Here is an 18,182-nt window from a genome sequence, read left to right as displayed (position 1 = left end):
TGGGTAGGTGGAAGATTTAGTAATGTAAGGAGCGTCTATTATGCCAACTTATTAAAGAGTTTACTTCAAATGAAATTCAAAAAGAATAGGGAGGTAATGCCCTGTGTTATCTATAAAAGATATTGAATTGCATATAGAACAACAAGTACAGAACAAAACAGTACCGGGGTTTGCACTATCAATCATAAATGAAACAGAAATTTTGTATGAAAAGGCATTCGGTCTCATGAACTGGGAAGAATCGAATCAGAAGGTTACGACCGATACATTGTTTCGCATTGGATCAGTTAGTAAAAGTTTAACAGGGACTTTAATAATGAAGCTCGTAGAAGAGGGGATTTTAGATTTAGATGTTCCAATTTGTACGTATATAGAAGAGTTTACCCTGCAGAATCAAGAATACGCTCGCACCATAACTCTTCGTATGTTGCTAAGTCATACCACGGGTTTACCTGATGGAGGAGATATAGAGGGACCTCGTGATCAGGCAGGATGGGTATCTTATATAGAGGAAATAGTTCCTAATTTGAAACTAGTAACTCCACCTGGCATCCTATATTCATACGGAAATCATGCTTATAATCTTGCAGGATATGTAGCTCAATCTGTATGTAAAAAGCCGTTTGCAGAGCTCATGAAGGAATATGTATTAGATCCACTTGGAATGACTAGAACAATGTATGATCCGCTTGAAGCGATGACGTATCCTCTTGCTTTAGCCCATGAAAAAACAGAACAAGGCGATTGGAAGGTACAACATAAATTTGCAGAAAATGTAACGAATTATCCTTCCTTTTTTGGAATGTCGACCATAACAGATTTATCTCGCTTTGCGATGATGCATTTAAATAAAGGGATTTTAGATGGTAAGACATTTTTAAGGTCAGAAATAATTGAGGAAATGCATAAGAAGCAAGTTGATAACTACACTTTAAACGAGTTTGGTAGCTGTTTAGGTTTGGTAATAGAGAAAGAGCGAGGCTGCGAAATGCTTTGGCATAGCGGAGCGATAAGCGCATATAAATGTTTTTTAGTATTGTTCCCAGAGAAAAAGCTAGGATTTGTGACGATGGCGACGCAGGATTATGGGTGGGAAATTATAGAGATGTTAATGAACCAATTCATAGGACAAACTGTTAAACCTAAAATCACTCCTGTTCAAGTTGACTCGGATTGTTGGAGAAACTATGAAGGGACGTATTTAGGTGCGAAAAGAGGATTTGTCAGTATAACAATTGAAGATACTGCTCTTATGATGGAGTGGAATGGAGAAAAAATGCAATTAGAACCTGTTCGAAAGGATTTCTATATAGCGCGTCATAATGGTGAGGTAGTATCGATAGGGTTTCGAGTAATGGATTTAAGAACAAAGTATATCGTTATTAATGGAAGCCCTTGTAAGTATACAGATTTACAAAGAAAGCATGTTCAGGCAGTAGAATGGAAGGATTATGAGGGAACATATTCAGCAGGCGTATTTGAGTTTAGCTTCTTAACAAAAGAAGGTAAACCAGTATTTGTAGATGAAGACCAGCACTATCCTTGTTTTCCGATCAACGCTTCTATATTTTACGCAGGAGAATATGGACTTCTTCGATTTGCAAAGAATACAAGCGGATCTCCAGTATTATCTATTCAAGATGCATGGCATTTGGAATATGTAGGAGAAGAAGTAAAGATAAAGTGAAACTTAAATCAGTGAGGGATTCAGCTCTCACTGATTTAGTGTTTTTATACTTCTAGACTACGTGCATGCATCGTTTTATAGATATTTTCAATGATTAAAAAATGATGTTTCTCATGTATCGCTAAAAGTTGAATGGCTTGAATTAGGTTGGGATACTTAGCGAGTGGATCCAAAAATACAATGTGCCCCGCGATATTTTCTTCTATATTTTGAACGCATATTTTGATTGCATTTGTTTCGTTAACTAGCAATCGTTCCAGTTCTTTACCATCCATAGAATAATAGATTTTTTTGGATGGTACTAAAATCCAAGGAGCTTTCATTCCTTTCCCATTTTTTTCTTTGTATACTGCATAGATGTCATGTATTTCAGTTGCAAACGGGGCATTTCTTCTTATTTTGGCATAGGGAAGAAGTGTGAAAGAAAACTTAATTGCAACTTTTAGCATTTTTGCAATTAAGTACAGGTGGTAGAGATGTTCCCCAATTGACCATTTCCCATTTTTATTTCGATGCCATAGTTCTTCTTGCGGAAGTGATTGTAGTTTAGGGAGAAATTGAGATCTTTGTTGATTTAATGTGTGAAAATGTTTTGATATACTTTCAGATTTCATGTACCAGAACCCCCTAGTTCATTTTCCTAATTATACCATTATTATAATTGTTTTGTATTTTGGAAGGAGAATCCATGCTAAAACAACTCTTCATCTGGAATAGTATGTTTAGAAATCTAAGTTTACCGCATTGCCATCAACGTAAAGAAGGAGAGCACACTATATGATGTACTTTCTTTTTTAGAAAACGTGTTCACATAAAGTTGGCTTGTCAATCTGAAAATACTATGGCAGTATATAAGGAACATCCCTATTTTTCGTGAGTTTCCAGTTCGTAATTGTTAAGTTTACGTAAGTATGAAAAAGGGAATTGAGAGTAATTTTTATAATGGAGGAAATAAAAAATATGCAAAACTTACCAAACTGTCCGAAATGTAATTCAGAATATACGTATGAAGATGGAAGTCTATTTGTTTGCCCAGAGTGTGCGCATGAGTGGGCTCTAGGGTCAGAAACTGAAAATGGTGAAGACAAAAAGGTTGTTAAAGATGCAAATGGAAATATCTTAAACGATGGTGATGCTGTAACAGTAATCAAAGATCTTAAAGTAAAAGGAACTTCATCCGTTATAAAAATAGGTACAAAAGTAAAGAGTATCCGTTTAGTTGATGGAGATCATGATATTGATTGCAAAATTGACGGATTTGGAGCTATGAAATTAAAATCTGAATTTGTTAAAAAGGCATAAAAAGAATCGTATATAAATGATTAAAAAGACGTTCAGTAAGGTGGTTTTGCCAATTACTGAACGTCTTTTCTTATTCGTATTTATGCCGATTTTCTGTAATACGAATATATTCAATATCCATTAAATCACGGAGGAGCGCACCATGACTCAGCTCAACACCATGCTTTTCTTTAAAATGAGAGCAGATTGTGTCGAGCATTTCAATTTCTTCATCATTTACATCTAAAATAATTCGTTCGGAATCGCCCATGTAGCATCCCTCGTTTCTTTTTTTCTTAGCGTAACCGAACAGATATATTCTATCCTTCGATTTTTAAGTTAATCGAATGGGAGCAAAGATATATTTTGTTATTTGATATTTGAATACACAAAAAAGCATCAAGCCTACATGAGCTTGATGCTTTTATATTTTTGATAAATTATAGTTCACCTTGCTCTTCTTCACCACGGACAACAAGGACATCGCATTTCGCATAGCGAATAATATGTTCAGAGACGCTACCGATTAAGAAGCGTTCTACAGCGTTTAAACCAGTTGCACCACACATAATTAAATCTACTTTATGTTTTGGAGCAATTTCTTTTGAAATTTTAGATTTTGGATTACCAAATTCTAATACAGTTTCTACTTTTTCAAGACCAGCTTCAGTTGCAGTCTTTTTGTAGTCTTCTAATAAATCTTCTGCAAAGAGATTTGCACGCTCAGCAATTGCTCGGCTATATGCTTCTACAGCAGAGTATGCTTTTACATCAACGATATGAGCGATTGTTAATGTTGCGTTGTTGCGCTTTGCAACTTGAATTGCTTTTTTAAAGGCTTTTTCTGCTTCTTTGGAACCGTCCACTGCAATTAAAATATTTGTATATGTATTATTCATAGTAGATTCCTCCCAATTCTTTTTTATAACCTTTTTACAACTTAATTATAAAGCAAAATATGGTAATGTGTTTGTCGAAAACGTTACAGAATTTTGAAAAATTAATTTCGATTCTTTTTAGTTGTAATTGATGGGATAACTTGTTACATATTGAGTATAGGAATAAAAAGGAGGCTATTTTTGTGAGACACGCGCTCATTACAGCCGGTACGAAAGGTTTAGGAAAGCAAGTAACAGAAAAATTATTGACTGAAGGATATTCAGTAACCGTAACATATCGCAGCGATATAAGAGCTGCCAAAGCAATGAGGGAAAAATATGAACATATAGCAGAACGTCTGCAGTTTGTGCAAGCAGATGTCACGAAAAAAGAAGATTTACATAAAATGGTAGAAGGAGCAATTGACCGTTTTGGCAAAATTGATTTTTTAATCAATAATGCAGGTCCTTACGTATTTGAACGTAAAAATTTAATTGATTATGAAGAAGATGAATGGAATGAAATGATACAAGGGAATTTAACAGCAGTGTTTCGTTTATTAAAACTTGTCGTTCCGATCATGAGAAAAGAGCGTTTTGGCCGTATTATCAATTATGGGTTTCAAGGAGCGGATAGTGCACCTGGTTGGATGAACCGTTCCGCATTTGCTGCGGCAAAGGTAGGACTGGTCTCATTAACAAAGACAATTGCTTATGAGGAAGCAGAATACGGAATTACATCAAATATGATTTGTCCAGGAGATATTATTGGTGAAATGAAAGAGGCAACGATTCAAGAGGCACGTATGATGAAAGATGCCAAGACACCAATTGGTAGATCTGGAACAGGTGAAGATATCGCTCGCACAATTGCATTTCTATGCGAGGAAGATTCTGATATGATTACGGGTACAATCATTGAAGTAACAGGGGCGGTTGATGTTATTCACAGACATCGATAAAAATAGATAAAATCTATCGGAAAACTCGAGATATTTTTGTCAAATATTGAGATATTATGTTAAAATATAAGAGCGTAGAAAGCGCTTTAAAAAATGATTCAGGGGTCATTTCATAACTCAAGGGGGAATTAAGAATGCGTATCGGTATTCCAACAGAAATTAAAAACAATGAAAACCGCGTGGCAATGACGCCAGCTGGTGCTGTGCATTTAGTACACAATGGTCATGATGTTTTTGTTCAAAAGGGTGCAGGTTTAGGATCTGGCTTTACAGATGAAGAATACGTACAAGCTGGAGCAAAACTTGTTGAAACTGCTGAAGAAGCATGGAATCAAGAGATGGTTATGAAGGTAAAAGAGCCAATTGAAAGTGAGTATGGTTATTTCCGTGAAGGTTTAATTTTATTCACATACTTACACTTAGCTCCAGAGCCAGAATTAACAAAAGCTTTAATCGATAATAAAGTAGTAGCAATTGCTTATGAAACAGTACAATTAGACAACCGTTCTTTACCACTACTTGCACCTATGAGTGAAGTAGCTGGTCGTATGTCTGCACAAATTGGTGCACAATTCCTTGAGAAAAACAAGGGCGGTAAAGGCATTTTACTTGCAGGCGTTCCAGGAGTAAAACGTGGTAAAGTAACAGTTATCGGCGGTGGTCAAGCTGGTACAAACGCGGCGAAAATTGCGGTAGGTTTAGGTGCTGATGTAACGATTATCGACTTAAGTGCAGAACGTCTTCGTCAATTAGATGATATTTTCGGTAACCAAGTAAAAACTTTAATGTCTAACCCTTATAACATTGCAGAAGCTGTAAAAGAATCTGATCTTGTAATCGGTGCAGTATTAATTCCAGGTGCAAAAGCGCCAAAACTTGTAACAGAAGAAATGATTAAATCAATGGAACCAGGTTCTGTTGTAGTAGATATCGCAATTGACCAAGGTGGTATTTTCGAAACAACTGATCGTATTACAACTCATGACAACCCAACTTATGAAAAACACGGCGTTGTTCACTATGCAGTTGCAAACATGCCTGGTGCGGTTCCGCGTACATCAACTCTTGCGTTAACAAACGTAACAGTACCATATGCAGTACAAATTTCAAACAAAGGTTACAAAGAAGCTTGCTTAAGTAACTCTGCATTATTAAAAGGTATTAACACGTTAGACGGCTATGTAACATTTGAAGCAGTTGCAGAAGCACACGGCTTACAATACGCTGATGCGAAAGAGCTTCTTGAAAAAGCTCCTGCTTTATCATAATAAAAAAATTGTGAGACCTTCCTTAGATAAGGAGGGTCTTTTTGTATGTAGTAACTCAAGTGTCTTCTACAAAAAGTTAGACCTTGATTTGATATAATATTCAATATGTTTTTATAACGTATGATAGACAAAAAAATCGTAAGAATGATACGATAGGATTTGGGAAATTATGTTTATTTCATATGTGATTTATAATAAGTAACGAGAATTATAGAATAAAGTAAATTGGTCTAGGGGGGATCCAATGGGGGGGAAAAGTAGTAAGAAAAAACAGAAGAGACAACCTAAACAACAGCATGTATTGCAACAAAAGGAAGTAGTTATAGAGCAACATGAGAAACCAATTGCCATTATACTTAAAGTACTTAGAATCATTACTATTTTTCTGTATTTAGGATTCTGTGTTTACATCTATTTTAAAATGAGTCAGTCACATCTAACTAAGGGGTTTTTTGGGGAGTTATTAAAGATATTTGTAGGAATAGTAGAAATGGCGTTGTATGGCTTTTTATTTCTATATATATGGACACCAAGTGATAAAGGTGAACAGGGTAAGAGCAAGGCGAGAAGGAGAAAAGATTCATCAAATTCATCAAGTGGATTTGTAAACTATAGCGATAACGATTGTAGTAGTTCAGGTGATAGTGGAGGAGGAGATTGCGGAGGCGGTGGAGATTAAAAAAGTAGTCCGCCTTAAAATGTTTCATTATTCGGAATGGTACGAGGCGATTTTGAAAGAAGTTGCCAATAAAATGAAACATTCAGCGGTGGAGCTTTCTCCATCCACCGCTGAATATTAGCCTTCACCAACTGGACTTTGACGAGTAGTCCATCTCTTACTAATTTTTTCTGTCAGGGAGCTTTGAGACGAGGGTATTACTGCTCGTAAATAGTAGGATAAAAGGGATGCTCTTTAATTTTTACTCGTAATACGAGATAGAGAGCATCTTTTTGTTTTGAAAATCTAAAAATTGGAATTTTTTCTTGTTAATGAGATTCCTCTTATGGTAGTTTGGGATTATATGAATAAGTAGATTTAAAGAGGGGATGTCATGGGGAGAAAGAGTAGGAAGAAAAAACAGATAAAACGGCAGAAATATATAAAGAAAAAGCAGGAACAGAATATACCATTTCAACAGAAGCTGGCTCTTCGTATAGAGGAAATTGCTAGGTATATTAGTATGGTTTTATATGTGATTTTGTGTATGTATTTGTTAGGTGTATTTTATCAAATCGAGATAAGACCTGAATTTTTGGAAGACATCTTTCAGGGGATTGTTTTTTTGGTACCATTCGGTATGTTTTTTGTATTGTTTGACAAAGTATGGCCAAGCCGTGAAAGTAAAAATGATAAGAAAAGGCAGCAGAAAAGAAAACGATCTTCCTATGCTTCAAACTCGTCAAGTGGATTTGTAAACTACAGCGATAATGATTGTAGTAGTTCAAGTGATAGTGGTGGTGGAGATTGCGGGGGCGGTGGAGATTAACAAAGTAATCTATCTTAAAATGTTTCATTATTCAGAATGAAACGTTAGAACTTGAAATAGATTACTAGGATGGAATAGTGTATCGCAGAAAGGAAGCGCAGTAATAAATTTAACAAAAGAGCCAGAAGAAAAAATACAAAAGAGAAATGATTTGAACGAGAGGAGAAGCTATCGTTAGTTTAGAACAAACTGTACGAGAATTAAAAGAAGAAGTGAAAAAAGTAAGGAAACAGAAATAGAAATGTTTTTGATCTTTGCAATTGTAATTGTACTTGGGTGGTTTTTGCGGAAATAATAAATAACTTAGGGGATGGGAAGAATGATGGAGAAAGTAAATCTTTTAGAACTCACAAAAGAGATTACAGAGCAGCACAAAAATTTTGTTGTCTCGAATATAAATAATCATTGTTTGCGAATTGCTGTGTTTACGGGAGAATATGATTGGCACTTTCACTCGAATTCGGATGAATTATTTATAGTACTCGAGGGAGAATTGTTGATCGATTTTCAGGATAAGGATACAACTGTACTAAAACCGAATGATTCTATTTTAATTCCAGCAGGTACTCTCCACCGCACAAGAGCACTACAGCGAACCGTTAACCTCTGTTTTGAAAACTTAGAAGCGGATACTGTTATTGTGGAGAATGTATGAGAAAGTTAGTGTTACCAGAGTATCATAAGATTCTTCCGGTTTTAGAAGAGAACAAACAGACAGCTACTTTTGCCTATGCAGTATGTGATCAAACGATAGATGGTGAAATCTTTGTAAATGATAGATTAACAGCAGGAATGATTGTGACTGCTAATGGTATTTACTATTTGTTTGGAGATACATATGATCAGGAATTTCAATGTACTTTGTTTTCTCACATTGAAAGTAATGTTTTAACAACAGAGAAACGATTCACATTATTTGTGTCTAGCTTAGATTGGGAAAACATTATTGAAAATCATTTCAAGGATGTATTTCGGAAAATCCCTCGAAAAAAATTTCTATTTCAAAGAGAGTGCTTTGAAGATGGAAAAAGAGAAGTAGATGATTTTACGTACCAGGTCATACGTGTCGATAAAAATGTAATAGAAAAAAGTACGGAATTTACGGAGCAGTATTATAAAGAGTATTGGGGATCAAAAGAAACGTTTTTGAAGCGTGGTTTTGGTTTTTGTATTGTACAAGGTCAAAAGGTAGTGGCGGAGTGTATTTCAATTTTTAGAGGTGATGATTTTGCGGAAATTGATATTGCAACACATCCAGACCATCAACGGAAAGGGCTTGCTGGATTAGTCGCAACTTCTTTCATAGAACATTGCATACAAAATGGAATTACACCGTGTTGGGATTGTAATAGCGATAACATTTCTTCACAAAATTTAGCGGGTAAATTAGGTTTTTGTCATCCGATAGAATATGTTTTATATGTACGAAAAAAGATGAGGGAATAAACATGAAGGTCGAATTAACAAGATTTAAAGTGAAACCAGGAAAAAGTCATCGTGTGGATGAGTGGATGAAACTTCTCAATAATCATATGAAAGAAGTACTTTTGACATTAAACGACGAAAAAATGTATGTAGAGACAATTTTCCGGGAAATAAGGGATGAGAAAGAGTATTTGTATTGGTATTCGGTACAAGGAGAAGGCGGAATAGATGTCGAAAGTTCTCAGCATGAAATTGATAAAAAGCATTTAGAGTTTTGGTATGAATGTATCGATGAAGAATCACCTGTTTCCCATATGAAAACAGAAGTTGTTATGATTCAAGATGTTGTTAAAGAAGCGATGAAATAATATTTTTGTAAGTAATAGGAAAAGTTCATCAGAGGAGATGGGCTTTTTTACTTGTAGAAAATTACATATTTCAAGCCTTTCTACTCATATAAGAAATACTGTTAGAGCGCTCAACATTGTGATTCTAATTACATGAATTTGAAGGAATAAAAAGCCCCTCTATTAATTTTCTGCTATAATAAACACTTATTATTATAATTCTTAATATAAAGAATTATAAATGCAATTGCAAATGATTATTCAAGTAGAATTAAAGAATAATTGAAATTAGTTGTGGGGAGTACCATATATAAGAGGGGGAACAGTTGAGAAATATCTATTTCGAAACATTAGTGAGAATAGTTAGAAAATTTATGTTATAATATGGAAAAAGGGGGCCTATATGAAGCAAATACATGGAGCAATTTATATCTACATAACAATGTTTTTTGTTGGAGCGTCTTATGGTTTAGGACATTCATACTCGCACCCAATTTTAACTTTTTTGAGCGGGACATGTATGGCCATCGCGATTTGTGTACACTTTTTCTCAGTTTGGATTGTTAAATTTCAATTAAATATTAGTGAAATGGAAGAAGGCACCTTTTGAGAGGCCTTCTTTTTAATTGTATTGACGAAATCTTTTTAATAAGTTTTCAATCTCGATTTCTGTTTCTTTGCATATGGAATTTGTTCGTAATCGGAAGAATAAGCTTCGCAAAAATGATTTTATATTTCTGTATAACGCTTCATAAGGTGCGGTAGATAATTTTGTTTTTTGAACTTCCATTTGATTTACTAAGGAATGTAAGGATGAGATGAGTTCTTTTTTATTTAAACCGTTTTTAAGCATAGCGATGATAGGAGTGACAATTCTTTCATCTTCTTCATAGTTGTAATGAGTTGTATGTACACTTACTTTTTTTAATAGAGTTTGCATTATTTCTGGGTAATATGTGGTTTCAAGCTTTGGATTGTTGACAAGTTCATCGAATGTATCTGAAACATGAGCGATGCTATGAGCCCAACCTTGTTCACTAACATATCCGCGAAAATCATGTTCTTGGTTCATATATATAATTAATTTGTCTTTCACATCTAATATGTCAGACGGTGATAAGAAGTTATGTTTTGTATCGGCGTATATGATTAAAGCAATTAATAGTGTTGTAAATGATCGAGTGAATACAGCATCCTTATCATCTGTAGTGATTTTATAAAATAAATATTGTTCGCTTATACTTTGTGACAATAATTGCGATAATTGTGTGTGTGTAATATGATCATTTGTAATAAGATGGAAAAACGTTGTGTAGATTAATGTATCTCGTAAATAACTATCTGGGGTGCCGATATGCTGAAGCATTTTTGAAATTAGTTTATCGATATCTATCGTGGAATCTATGGTGTAATGATTAGCCTTTATTTCTTCTAATTGTTTTTGAAGTTGTTGCATGCAATCTCTCCTTTTTTGTGTGTTTAGAAAATTCTGTATTTAAATATTATAATAGAAATAGAGAATATACAAGAAATACATACTACAGTAAAAAGAAAGTTATTGGACTTTTCACGATAGTAACAGCATGTATACGTAATGAGAAAGTTGAGAATGAGCATGTGAATGTGCAACAACAAACAGAAAAAGGTGCTATGGAAGGATACGTTATGATGAGAAATGAGACTGTATATTTCATCATGAATAAAAAATCCGAAATGATAGAAGTTATATAAATCAACACCTACATATGGGAATCCAAACAGACGTAATTTAAAATTTTGACGATGAAGGTGTATATAAAAAGTTGAAATCAGGATAACTGTTAATAGGTTTGAGATAGTAGAGACATAGGATATAAAAAAAGGTAGCGCAGTCGCTACCTTTTTTCTTATTTAACAAACTGTAATTCTTTTGGGAATTTCGTTAAAATTTCTGATCCGTCTTTCGTGATGTAGAGATCATCTTCAATACGAACGCCGCCTACGTTTGGTATGTAAATACCTGGTTCAATTGTGAAGACCATTCCTTCTTTTAATGGAGATGGATTTCCTTCTTTTACATCTGGATACTCGTGTACGCTAATTCCAAGTCCGTGGCCAAGGCGGTGTGGGAAGAAATCTCCATAACCTGCATCTGCGATAACAGAGCGAGCAGCACGGTCAATTTCGCCAAGTGTAACACCTGGTTTACAAGCTTCAACCGCTTGTAATTGGCCAGCTAGTACAGTGTTATAAATGCGTGTTTGTTCTTCTGAAATATCGCCAAATGCTACTGTACGTGTAATGTCAGAGCAGTAACCGTCAATGATGACACCTAGGTCAAATAGTACGAAGTCACCGCGCTTCATTTTGTTTGCTCCTGGAATGCCGTGTGGCAATGCGGAGTTTGCTCCTGTTAGTACCATTGTGTCAAAGGACATTTTATGAATGCCTTTTTTCTTCATTTCATGTTCGATGATTGCTAACACTTCTAATTCGCTACGATTTTCTTGAATCGCATTTACACCGATTTCAACAGCGTAGTCAGCCATGGAAGCTGCTTGACGTAAAATAGAAAGTTCTTTTTCGTCTTTAATTAAACGAAGTTCGCGTACTTTTTCTTCGGCAGATTGGAAAGATGCTTTCGGGAATAATTTTCTTACTTCTTCATAGCGTTCTACATTTAAATGTTCTTTTTCAATTGCCACTTTATTTACATCGATGCCACGGTCTTGAATTGCTTTTGTAATCATATCCCACGGTTTGTCTGTATCAGTGAATCCGATAATTTCATGCGCCCAACCAGCGTTTCTAGCCTGACCTTCTTCCATTTTAGGACAGATTAAAATTGGTTCTTTTTCTTGGAATACAAATAGACCGAGTAGTCTTTCGTGTGGTTCGCAATGGAAGTTTGTCATATAGAAGATGTTTGGTGTAGAAGTTAAAAATGCAGCTTCTACGTTTTGTTCTTGTAGCCATTGCATTAAGTTTTCTAATCTAGTATTCATAAATTCGCACCCCCGAGATTTTAATTACATATATAACTTTACATCGGATGGAAGCGTTATGACAAGCAAATCGATGTTTGAAAAGACAGGGAATTGTGAAATCATGTAGAATACAAGGTGTGAATGTAAACAAGGGAGGAATATAATCGTGAAAGTATCTTATCATGGCCATTCAGTTGTAAAGATTGAAACGAATGGGAAGGTTATCTTAATTGATCCATTTTTAACAGGTAATCCGAAAACAGATTTAAAGGCCGAAGATGTTAAGGTAGACGCAATTATTTTATCGCATGGTCATGGTGATCATGTCGGCGATACAGTAGCGCTTGCGAAGAAAAATAATGCGGTTGTTGTTGCACCATTTGAACTCGCAACATTTTTAGGATGGCAAGGTGTGAATACGCACCCAATGCATATCGGTGGCTCGCATGTATTTGATTTTGGGAAAGTGAAATTTACACAAGCATTCCATGGTTCTAGTTATATTGATGAAGAGAATAAGACGATTACATATATGGGAATGCCGGCTGGAATTTTATTTACGGCAGAAGAGAAAACGATTTATCATGCAGGGGATACTGCATTATTTTCTGATATGAAATTAATTGGGTCTCTGAACAAAATTGATATCGCATTTTTACCAATTGGTGATAATTTTACAATGGGACCAGAGGATGCAGTATTAGCTGCGGAATGGATTGGAGCAAAAACGGTTGTACCAATGCATTATAATACGTTCCCAGTTATTGAACAGGATCCGCATCTTTTTGTGCAAAAATTAACAAGTAGTACAGGTAAGGTATTAGAAGCTGGGGAAAGTATTACAATATAAAAAGAAGACCCTTCATTTGAAAAGACAAGTGAAGGTTTTTTTATGTGTGCAAAATAGGTTTGAAAGCCGATGCTTGTTTTGGTGTTTTTTTTACTTCTGGTGATGTTTGTTCTGGTGCTTCATTTAATTCCATTGCAACTTTTTTGCCATCAACGAAAGCTAAAAATATAGCACCTACAACTTCTAAAAATTTTTTCATTTTCGTTCGCTCCTTCGTTTGACTTCTTGTCTTTATTGTATCTTGGAACGAGAAGACAAACTATCGAATGAGGTGACAGTAGCATTACACTGTTGTAAGAATGTGACTGATAGAATATAAGGGTCATTTTTGTTATAAAAAAAATAGTACAGATACATAAAAGTACAGTGTAACAGTTTCGGAAATATAGTATACTAAAAATACAACACATGAAGAATTTAGGGAAAAGAAAGTATGGTGAAACCATTTGGCTACCAAGCATAATCAAATTTTAGAACATATTAATAGCCTGCCGGTAGGGCATAAAATTTCTGTACGTCAAATTGCAAAAGATTTGAGTGTAAGTGAAGGAACAGCCTATCGTGCGATTAAAGATGCAGAGAATAAAGGATATGTCAGTACAATTGAACGTGTCGGAACGATCCGAATTGAACAAAAGAAAAAGGAAAATATTGAAAAACTAACATATGCCGAAGTGGTCAATATTGTCGATGGCCAAGTACTTGGTGGAAGAGAAGGATTACATAAAACATTAAATAAATTCGTGATTGGGGCCATGAAATTAGAGGCGATGATGCGCTATACAGAAGCTGGGAACTTGCTGATTATCGGTAACCGTACGAATGCCCATCAACTAGCGTTAGAAGCAGGCGCTGCAGTCTTAATTACAGGTGGATTTGATACAGAAGACCGTGTGAAAAAATTAGCGGATGAATTAAAGCTACCGATTATTTCAAGTAGCTATGATACGTTCACTGTGGCAACGTTAATTAACCGCGCCATTTATGATCAGCTTATCAAAAAGGAAATTGTACTTGTTGAAGATATTTTAACACCAATTGAAGAGACGCTATATTTAAAACCTAGTGATAGAGTAGAACAATGGCATGCGTATAATGAAGAAACGATGCATGGGCGTTATCCAATTGTGGATGAAAATAAAAAGGTATTAGGGATTGTTACTTCAAAAGATATGATTGGTATCGCGAAAGAAACACCAATTGAAAAAGTAATGACAAAGCAGCCGATTACAGTAAATGGGAAAATGTCTGTTGCAGCGGCAGCCCGCATGATGGTATGGGAAGGAATTGAACTTCTTCCTGTTGTCGATGAAAACAATCGCTTGCAAGGAATTATTAGTCGTCAAGATGTACTACAAGCGCTGCAAATGATTCAACGTCAACCGCAAGTTGGGGAGACGATTGAAGATATCGTTACAAATCAATTTGTGACACCGAAAGAAGCAAAGCACGAACACAGTTATCAATTTTCTGTGACGCCACAAATGACGAGTTCATTTGGAACATTATCATATGGAGTATTTACAACTGTTGTCACAGAAGCAACGAATCGTGCCATTCGTGCGCAGAAAAAAAGCGATTCGATTGTTGAGAATTTAACAATCTACTTTGTAAAGCCTGTTCAAATCGACAATGTTGTTTCTGTACATCCGCAGGTGTTAGAAATTGGGCGTAAATTTGGAAAGGTAGATGTAGAAGTGCGGCACGGAGGAGAAGTTGTTGGAAAAGCACTATTAATGGTGCAGCTCATTGATCGATAAACATGAAAAAGAGCTGAATGGAGAATCCCTTTTATGATAGGGATATTCATTCAGCTTTTTTTTGTAAAAGAGTATGAATACAGCTAATAGTAACGAAATAGTGGGAAGATTATATTCCATGAAGTAAAGGTAATAGGAGAATCGGGATAGTAATGTTTCGTATAGAGCGTTTAGAATGAGTGTGATGATAGGAACTAAGAACATTTCCTTCATGATTACGGAAACACATAAATCTAAACCAATGACGATAAAAGGAACAATGAACAATTACATAAGAAACGGGTCAATTTGGTCAATCAATGAGATTGCGGCTCCTTTTGTTTGGTAGTTTATGGTATAATTGAATTATCAGATAATTAATATATATAAAGAAAAAAGGATGGTGCTTGATATGTCATCAGAGTTACTCTTTTTTGGTGGTGTTGCATTGTTTTATTTTCTTATGATGATACCGATTCAGTATCTTTACATTAAAGGATTAAACGAGCAAAGACAACTAACAAAACTTTCACAACAAGAACTGTATAAAAATATGTCTTTTGAAGAAGAACAATTACACTTTCATGTGCAAGGCAATCCTTTTAATATTCCACCTGCTTTTGTTGCCTATCTAATTTTGAAAATAAAGAATCACAAAAAAGCATCAGCATGAATAGCTGATGCTTTTTACATTTTTTCATATGCCTCTGCTTCTTCGATTGCAAGAGGCGAGAAGTGTTTATACTGGCGGAATCCATTAAAGATGCTTGCACTGCCAAATAAGATAAATAAGACACCGACGATGATACGTGCAGTCGAGATGTCTAAGAAAAATTGATTTGCACCGAATAATGCAACGAATACACCAAGTGCCATCGCAGATTTTCCAGCAAGCCACCCTTTTTCCATCTGACGATTTGTACGAAAATATTTTGTTTTATAGAAGAGATACAACATAAATGAAATGATAATACAAAAGACTAATACTGGCATAATGTAATCCTCCATTATTTTGTATGTAGATAAATTAAAAACATGAAATATAAAGTCCCTCTTTTTTAGGTGGAAGAGAGGATTCGCTCAAGCGTAGAAGCGGTCAGTGCCTATTTTAGCCCCGTGCCGAGAGAAAACACAGGTGGGAAATGAGTAGAGAATCCTTTTTGTTTACAAAGCCGTGATGGATAGGGTGATAAAACCCTGGATAAATCTAAATAAAAACCCTGAAATAAAATCCTTTCTTTTAGGTGGAAGAGAGGATCCGCTCAAGCATAGAAGCGATTAGTGCCCATTTCATATTCATGCCAAAAAAACAAAAGACATTATCTAAACTTTCTAACTATTATTATAAAGCAATTGTCCACATGAATAAATTATTTTCAGTTATAATGAAGGATAAAGTAAGAAAATTGATGACAGAGGTAGAAATTAATAAAAAGGAGATTATACATATGCATGAACAAATTTTAGCGATGATTAAAGAGTTTGATACGATTATCATTCACCGTCATGTGCGTCCAGACCCAGATGCATTAGGTTCTCAGTGTGGTCTTGGGACAATTCTTCAAGAATCGTTTCCAGAGAAAAAGGTTTATATGGTCGGATACAATGAACCAACCTTATCTTATTTACGAGTAATGGATGAAATTGATGATGAGACTTATGCGAATGCACTTGTTATCGTTTGTGATACTGCGAATCAAGAACGCGTTTGTGATCAGCGTTATACAAAAGGAAAGATGCTCATTAAAATCGATCATCATCCAAATGAAGATCCATACGGAGACATTACGTGGGTGGACACGACATCAAGTTCTACAAGCGAGCTTATTTATGAATTGTATTCTTATGGAAAAGATAAAGGTCTAAAACTATCGAAAGAATCTGCACGTCTTATTCTAGCTGGTATTGTTGGAGATACAGGGCGTTTCTTATTCCCAAATACATCGGCAAGAACACTCCGCTATGCAGGTGAGCTTGTTGAAATGGGTGTAGATTTTCCAGAGTTATATAACGAAATGTATAAAACGAAAGAGAAAATCGCTCGTTTAAATGGATTCATTTTACAAAACTTTACGATGACAGAAGAGGAAGCGGCTTATATTAAGCTGACAAAAGAAGTGCTAGAAGAGTTCGATGTCCTTCCTTCTGAAGCATCTGGCGTTGTTGGGGCACTTGGTAATGTTGACGGACTAAAAGCTTGGGTTCTATTTTTAGAGGAAGAAGATGTAATTCGCGTTCGCCTTCGTTCAAAAGGACCGGTTATTAATAAGCTAGCGATGAAGTATAATGGCGGAGGTCATCCGATGGCTTCGGGTGCAAAAGCGTCTTCTTGGGAAGAAGCAGATCGTCTTTTTGCAGACTTGCGTGAGATTTGTAAATAAGAATACTCTTATATAAAACAAGAAAAAGTAGGGACGCTGCGTTCCTACTTTTCTTGTTTTATATTGATGTCAATTTCGAGCACGGTATCAAAAGAGAGTGAGGAAACTTTGAAGCGATAGGTTCGATCATAGTGTTTATATACTTTATTTTCAATTACTTTTTTTAGGAGTTCTTTATTTTTCGCAATGCTTTGTATATTTTTCGTTAAGAGATGCTGTAGGTCATTGTGAATGGATGTTGTCATGTTTTCGAGAGTAAGGTTGTCTAAGTCGTATTTATCATGGTTTGAAATTTTAATTTTAATTTCTTGAATAGTTAAGAGCTGCTTGTTTTCTTCATTTAGTTTATCGTGATCTTCAAGAAGAACATGAAGCTTTTCTTCTTGTTTCTTAATGATTTGTTTTTGTTTTTCGATTGTACTGGCTTGTTCTTGTTGAAAAACACCATATATGTACAAAAAAATAAACCAGCTAAAAATACCACCAACCGCAGCGCCACCCAAAAATAAATACCATCGTTTAGCGGTAGAATCGCTTGGTACTCTCATACATGATCCTGCGTAATCCATTTAATAATAATAAGACCGGTTTGCATGCCGCCTGTTGCGAAAAAGATAAGTAAAATTTGTTTCACAATGTCTCTCATATCTCCTTCGAAAAAACTTCTTTCAAAGCTATAAAATGTGTCAAAAGTCCCGCCGATTGCTGCGACGAGTGCCCAAATTCGTAAATTTTGTGCGAATTGATTAATGGAAGTAAGGGCAGGCTGTCCAATCAGAAATGCCCCAACTCCTCCAATTAAAGAACCACCAAGTATAACCCCAAAGGCAATAAAATAACTAATAATAAGAAGAGAGAAAAAAGTATATTGTCTTACATCCATCGTCATTCTCCTTTCTCTTTCATATATA

The 18,182-nt window shown here is 35.3% G+C and carries 25 protein-coding genes; 15 read left to right on the top strand and 10 right to left on the bottom strand.

What is annotated here, in order from left to right:
- The first annotated feature begins 103 nt into the window (after positions 1-103).
- Complete coding sequence (locus QRY57_RS22755) at positions 104-1,687, top strand: serine hydrolase domain-containing protein (protein ID WP_286016158.1); 1,584 nt, start codon at positions 104-106, stop codon at positions 1,685-1,687.
- A gap of 44 nt (positions 1,688-1,731) precedes the next feature.
- Here the strand turns inward: QRY57_RS22755 and QRY57_RS22750 are convergent, their stop codons facing one another.
- Positions 1,732-2,301 (bottom strand): DinB family protein, encoded by a 570-nt coding sequence (locus QRY57_RS22750; RefSeq protein WP_098302305.1) that lies wholly within the window; start codon positions 2,299-2,301, stop codon positions 1,732-1,734.
- 346 nt (positions 2,302-2,647) lie between these two features.
- Between QRY57_RS22750 and QRY57_RS22745 the strand changes: the two genes are divergently transcribed.
- Positions 2,648-2,989, top strand: a complete 342-nt coding sequence (locus tag QRY57_RS22745) for a zinc ribbon domain-containing protein YjdM (RefSeq protein ID WP_286016157.1) — start codon at positions 2,648-2,650, stop codon at positions 2,987-2,989.
- A gap of 70 nt (positions 2,990-3,059) precedes the next feature.
- Here QRY57_RS22745 and QRY57_RS22740 read toward each other — a convergent pair whose 3' ends face one another.
- Positions 3,060-3,239, bottom strand: a complete 180-nt coding sequence (locus QRY57_RS22740; RefSeq protein ID WP_026593662.1) for a hypothetical protein — start codon at positions 3,237-3,239, stop codon at positions 3,060-3,062.
- Between the two features lie 169 nt (positions 3,240-3,408).
- Positions 3,409-3,867, bottom strand: coding sequence for a universal stress protein (locus QRY57_RS22735; RefSeq protein WP_026593661.1), 459 nt, complete (start codon positions 3,865-3,867; stop codon positions 3,409-3,411).
- Positions 3,868-4,016: 149 nt separating this feature from the next.
- On the opposite strand from QRY57_RS22735, the gene QRY57_RS22730 reads away from it, so the two are divergent.
- From QRY57_RS22730 to QRY57_RS22690, 9 genes are all read left to right on the top strand, one after another.
- Positions 4,017-4,808, top strand: a complete 792-nt coding sequence (locus QRY57_RS22730) for an SDR family oxidoreductase (RefSeq protein WP_081811117.1) — start codon at positions 4,017-4,019, stop codon at positions 4,806-4,808.
- A gap of 134 nt (positions 4,809-4,942) precedes the next feature.
- Positions 4,943-6,076, top strand: a complete 1,134-nt coding sequence (ald, locus tag QRY57_RS22725; protein WP_286016156.1) for an alanine dehydrogenase — start codon at positions 4,943-4,945, stop codon at positions 6,074-6,076.
- Between the two features lie 244 nt (positions 6,077-6,320).
- Entirely contained in the window at positions 6,321-6,755 is a 435-nt protein-coding gene (locus QRY57_RS22720; RefSeq protein ID WP_286016155.1) for a hypothetical protein, read from the top strand.
- Positions 6,745-6,876 (top strand): hypothetical protein, encoded by a 132-nt coding sequence (locus QRY57_RS22715; RefSeq protein WP_272874312.1) that lies wholly within the window; start codon positions 6,745-6,747, stop codon positions 6,874-6,876. The genes QRY57_RS22720 and QRY57_RS22715 overlap by 11 nt, the downstream gene beginning before the upstream one ends.
- A gap of 252 nt (positions 6,877-7,128) precedes the next feature.
- Positions 7,129-7,563 (top strand): hypothetical protein, encoded by a 435-nt coding sequence (locus QRY57_RS22710; protein ID WP_286016154.1) that lies wholly within the window; start codon positions 7,129-7,131, stop codon positions 7,561-7,563.
- Between the two features lie 322 nt (positions 7,564-7,885).
- Positions 7,886-8,218 (top strand): cupin domain-containing protein, encoded by a 333-nt coding sequence (locus tag QRY57_RS22705; RefSeq protein WP_286017921.1) that lies wholly within the window; start codon positions 7,886-7,888, stop codon positions 8,216-8,218.
- The gene (locus tag QRY57_RS22700; protein WP_286016153.1) at positions 8,215-9,009 is read left to right on the top strand and encodes a GNAT family N-acetyltransferase; all 795 of its coding nucleotides are present in this window, start codon (positions 8,215-8,217) and stop codon (positions 9,007-9,009) included. Before QRY57_RS22705 ends, QRY57_RS22700 begins: the two co-directional genes overlap by 4 nt.
- Before the next feature lie 2 nt (positions 9,010-9,011).
- Positions 9,012-9,356 (top strand): DUF6176 family protein, encoded by a 345-nt coding sequence (locus QRY57_RS22695; RefSeq protein WP_026593654.1) that lies wholly within the window; start codon positions 9,012-9,014, stop codon positions 9,354-9,356.
- Positions 9,357-9,738: 382 nt separating this feature from the next.
- Positions 9,739-9,945 (top strand): hypothetical protein, encoded by a 207-nt coding sequence (locus QRY57_RS22690; RefSeq protein ID WP_026593653.1) that lies wholly within the window; start codon positions 9,739-9,741, stop codon positions 9,943-9,945.
- Positions 9,946-9,957: 12 nt separating this feature from the next.
- Here QRY57_RS22690 and QRY57_RS22685 read toward each other — a convergent pair whose 3' ends face one another.
- On the bottom strand, positions 9,958-10,791 hold the full coding sequence (locus tag QRY57_RS22685; protein ID WP_286016152.1) for a DUF2785 domain-containing protein: 834 nt from the start codon (positions 10,789-10,791) through the stop codon (positions 9,958-9,960).
- 430 nt (positions 10,792-11,221) lie between these two features.
- Positions 11,222-12,319: a Xaa-Pro dipeptidase gene (pepQ, locus tag QRY57_RS22680; RefSeq protein ID WP_026593651.1), complete on the bottom strand. Its 1,098-nt coding sequence runs from the start codon at positions 12,317-12,319 to the stop codon at positions 11,222-11,224.
- Positions 12,320-12,467: 148 nt separating this feature from the next.
- On the opposite strand from pepQ, the gene QRY57_RS22675 reads away from it, so the two are divergent.
- Positions 12,468-13,151, top strand: a complete 684-nt coding sequence (locus QRY57_RS22675; protein WP_286016151.1) for a metal-dependent hydrolase — start codon at positions 12,468-12,470, stop codon at positions 13,149-13,151.
- 40 nt (positions 13,152-13,191) lie between these two features.
- Here the strand turns inward: QRY57_RS22675 and QRY57_RS22670 are convergent, their stop codons facing one another.
- Complete coding sequence (locus tag QRY57_RS22670; RefSeq protein WP_286016150.1) at positions 13,192-13,350, bottom strand: hypothetical protein; 159 nt, start codon at positions 13,348-13,350, stop codon at positions 13,192-13,194.
- A gap of 247 nt (positions 13,351-13,597) precedes the next feature.
- On the opposite strand from QRY57_RS22670, the gene QRY57_RS22665 reads away from it, so the two are divergent.
- A complete protein-coding gene (locus QRY57_RS22665) occupies positions 13,598-14,911 on the top strand; it encodes a DRTGG domain-containing protein (protein WP_026593649.1) in 1,314 nt (437 codons plus the stop codon).
- Here QRY57_RS22665 and QRY57_RS27315 read toward each other — a convergent pair.
- Positions 14,885-15,178, bottom strand: coding sequence for a hypothetical protein (locus tag QRY57_RS27315; RefSeq protein WP_490715733.1), 294 nt, complete (start codon positions 15,176-15,178; stop codon positions 14,885-14,887). The genes QRY57_RS22665 and QRY57_RS27315 overlap by 27 nt on opposite strands.
- A gap of 124 nt (positions 15,179-15,302) precedes the next feature.
- On the opposite strand from QRY57_RS27315, the gene QRY57_RS22660 reads away from it, so the two are divergent.
- Positions 15,303-15,563: a DUF3949 domain-containing protein gene (locus QRY57_RS22660; protein ID WP_026593648.1), complete on the top strand. Its 261-nt coding sequence runs from the start codon at positions 15,303-15,305 to the stop codon at positions 15,561-15,563.
- A gap of 14 nt (positions 15,564-15,577) precedes the next feature.
- On the opposite strand, the gene QRY57_RS22655 is transcribed toward QRY57_RS22660, so the two are convergent.
- Entirely contained in the window at positions 15,578-15,883 is a 306-nt protein-coding gene (locus QRY57_RS22655) for a YtpI family protein (protein ID WP_286016149.1), read from the bottom strand.
- A 455-nt stretch (positions 15,884-16,338) separates the two neighbouring features.
- Here QRY57_RS22655 and QRY57_RS22650 point away from each other — a divergent pair, with 455 nt between their 5' ends.
- Positions 16,339-17,271, top strand: a complete 933-nt coding sequence (locus QRY57_RS22650; RefSeq protein ID WP_286016148.1) for a DHH family phosphoesterase — start codon at positions 16,339-16,341, stop codon at positions 17,269-17,271.
- Between the two features lie 44 nt (positions 17,272-17,315).
- On the opposite strand, the gene ytrI is transcribed toward QRY57_RS22650, so the two are convergent.
- Positions 17,316-17,819 (bottom strand): sporulation membrane protein YtrI, encoded by a 504-nt coding sequence (gene ytrI / locus QRY57_RS22645; RefSeq protein ID WP_026593645.1) that lies wholly within the window; start codon positions 17,817-17,819, stop codon positions 17,316-17,318.
- Positions 17,816-18,154: a sporulation membrane protein YtrH gene (ytrH, locus tag QRY57_RS22640; RefSeq protein ID WP_026593644.1), complete on the bottom strand. Its 339-nt coding sequence runs from the start codon at positions 18,152-18,154 to the stop codon at positions 17,816-17,818. The genes ytrI and ytrH overlap by 4 nt, the downstream gene beginning before the upstream one ends.
- Between the last annotated feature and the right edge of the window lie 28 nt (positions 18,155-18,182).

Source organism: Bacillus arachidis (assembly GCF_030285945.1).
Taxonomy (GTDB): domain Bacteria; phylum Bacillota; class Bacilli; order Bacillales; family Bacillaceae_G; genus Bacillus_A; species Bacillus_A arachidis.
The sequence above is the reverse complement of the archived record's forward strand: the minus strand, read 5'-3'. Positions and strand labels throughout refer to the sequence as shown.

Bases quoted from the DNA above. Each gene is read 5' to 3' on its own strand.
- QRY57_RS22750 (WP_098302305.1), bottom strand. From the start codon at position 2,301: ATGAAATCTGAAAGTATATCAAAACATTTTCACACATTAAATCAACAA.
- QRY57_RS22745 (WP_286016157.1), top strand. From the start codon at position 2,648: ATGCAAAACTTACCAAACTGTCCGAAATGTAATTCAGAATATACGTAT.
- QRY57_RS22740 (WP_026593662.1), bottom strand. From the start codon at position 3,239: ATGGGCGATTCCGAACGAATTATTTTAGATGTAAATGATGAAGAAATT.
- QRY57_RS22735 (WP_026593661.1), bottom strand. From the start codon at position 3,867: ATGAATAATACATATACAAATATTTTAATTGCAGTGGACGGTTCCAAA.
- ald (WP_286016156.1), top strand. From the start codon at position 4,943: ATGCGTATCGGTATTCCAACAGAAATTAAAAACAATGAAAACCGCGTG.
- QRY57_RS22720 (WP_286016155.1), top strand. From the start codon at position 6,321: ATGGGGGGGAAAAGTAGTAAGAAAAAACAGAAGAGACAACCTAAACAA.
- QRY57_RS22710 (WP_286016154.1), top strand. From the start codon at position 7,129: ATGGGGAGAAAGAGTAGGAAGAAAAAACAGATAAAACGGCAGAAATAT.
- QRY57_RS22705 (WP_286017921.1), top strand. From the start codon at position 7,886: ATGGAGAAAGTAAATCTTTTAGAACTCACAAAAGAGATTACAGAGCAG.
- QRY57_RS22700 (WP_286016153.1), top strand. From the start codon at position 8,215: ATGAGAAAGTTAGTGTTACCAGAGTATCATAAGATTCTTCCGGTTTTA.
- QRY57_RS22695 (WP_026593654.1), top strand. From the start codon at position 9,012: ATGAAGGTCGAATTAACAAGATTTAAAGTGAAACCAGGAAAAAGTCAT.
- QRY57_RS22690 (WP_026593653.1), top strand. From the start codon at position 9,739: ATGAAGCAAATACATGGAGCAATTTATATCTACATAACAATGTTTTTT.
- QRY57_RS22685 (WP_286016152.1), bottom strand. From the start codon at position 10,791: ATGCAACAACTTCAAAAACAATTAGAAGAAATAAAGGCTAATCATTAC.
- pepQ (WP_026593651.1), bottom strand. From the start codon at position 12,319: ATGAATACTAGATTAGAAAACTTAATGCAATGGCTACAAGAACAAAAC.
- QRY57_RS22670 (WP_286016150.1), bottom strand. From the start codon at position 13,350: ATGAAAAAATTTTTAGAAGTTGTAGGTGCTATATTTTTAGCTTTCGTT.
- QRY57_RS22660 (WP_026593648.1), top strand. From the start codon at position 15,303: ATGTCATCAGAGTTACTCTTTTTTGGTGGTGTTGCATTGTTTTATTTT.
- QRY57_RS22655 (WP_286016149.1), bottom strand. From the start codon at position 15,883: ATGCCAGTATTAGTCTTTTGTATTATCATTTCATTTATGTTGTATCTC.
- QRY57_RS22650 (WP_286016148.1), top strand. From the start codon at position 16,339: ATGCATGAACAAATTTTAGCGATGATTAAAGAGTTTGATACGATTATC.
- ytrI (WP_026593645.1), bottom strand. From the start codon at position 17,819: ATGAGAGTACCAAGCGATTCTACCGCTAAACGATGGTATTTATTTTTG.
- ytrH (WP_026593644.1), bottom strand. From the start codon at position 18,154: ATGGATGTAAGACAATATACTTTTTTCTCTCTTCTTATTATTAGTTAT.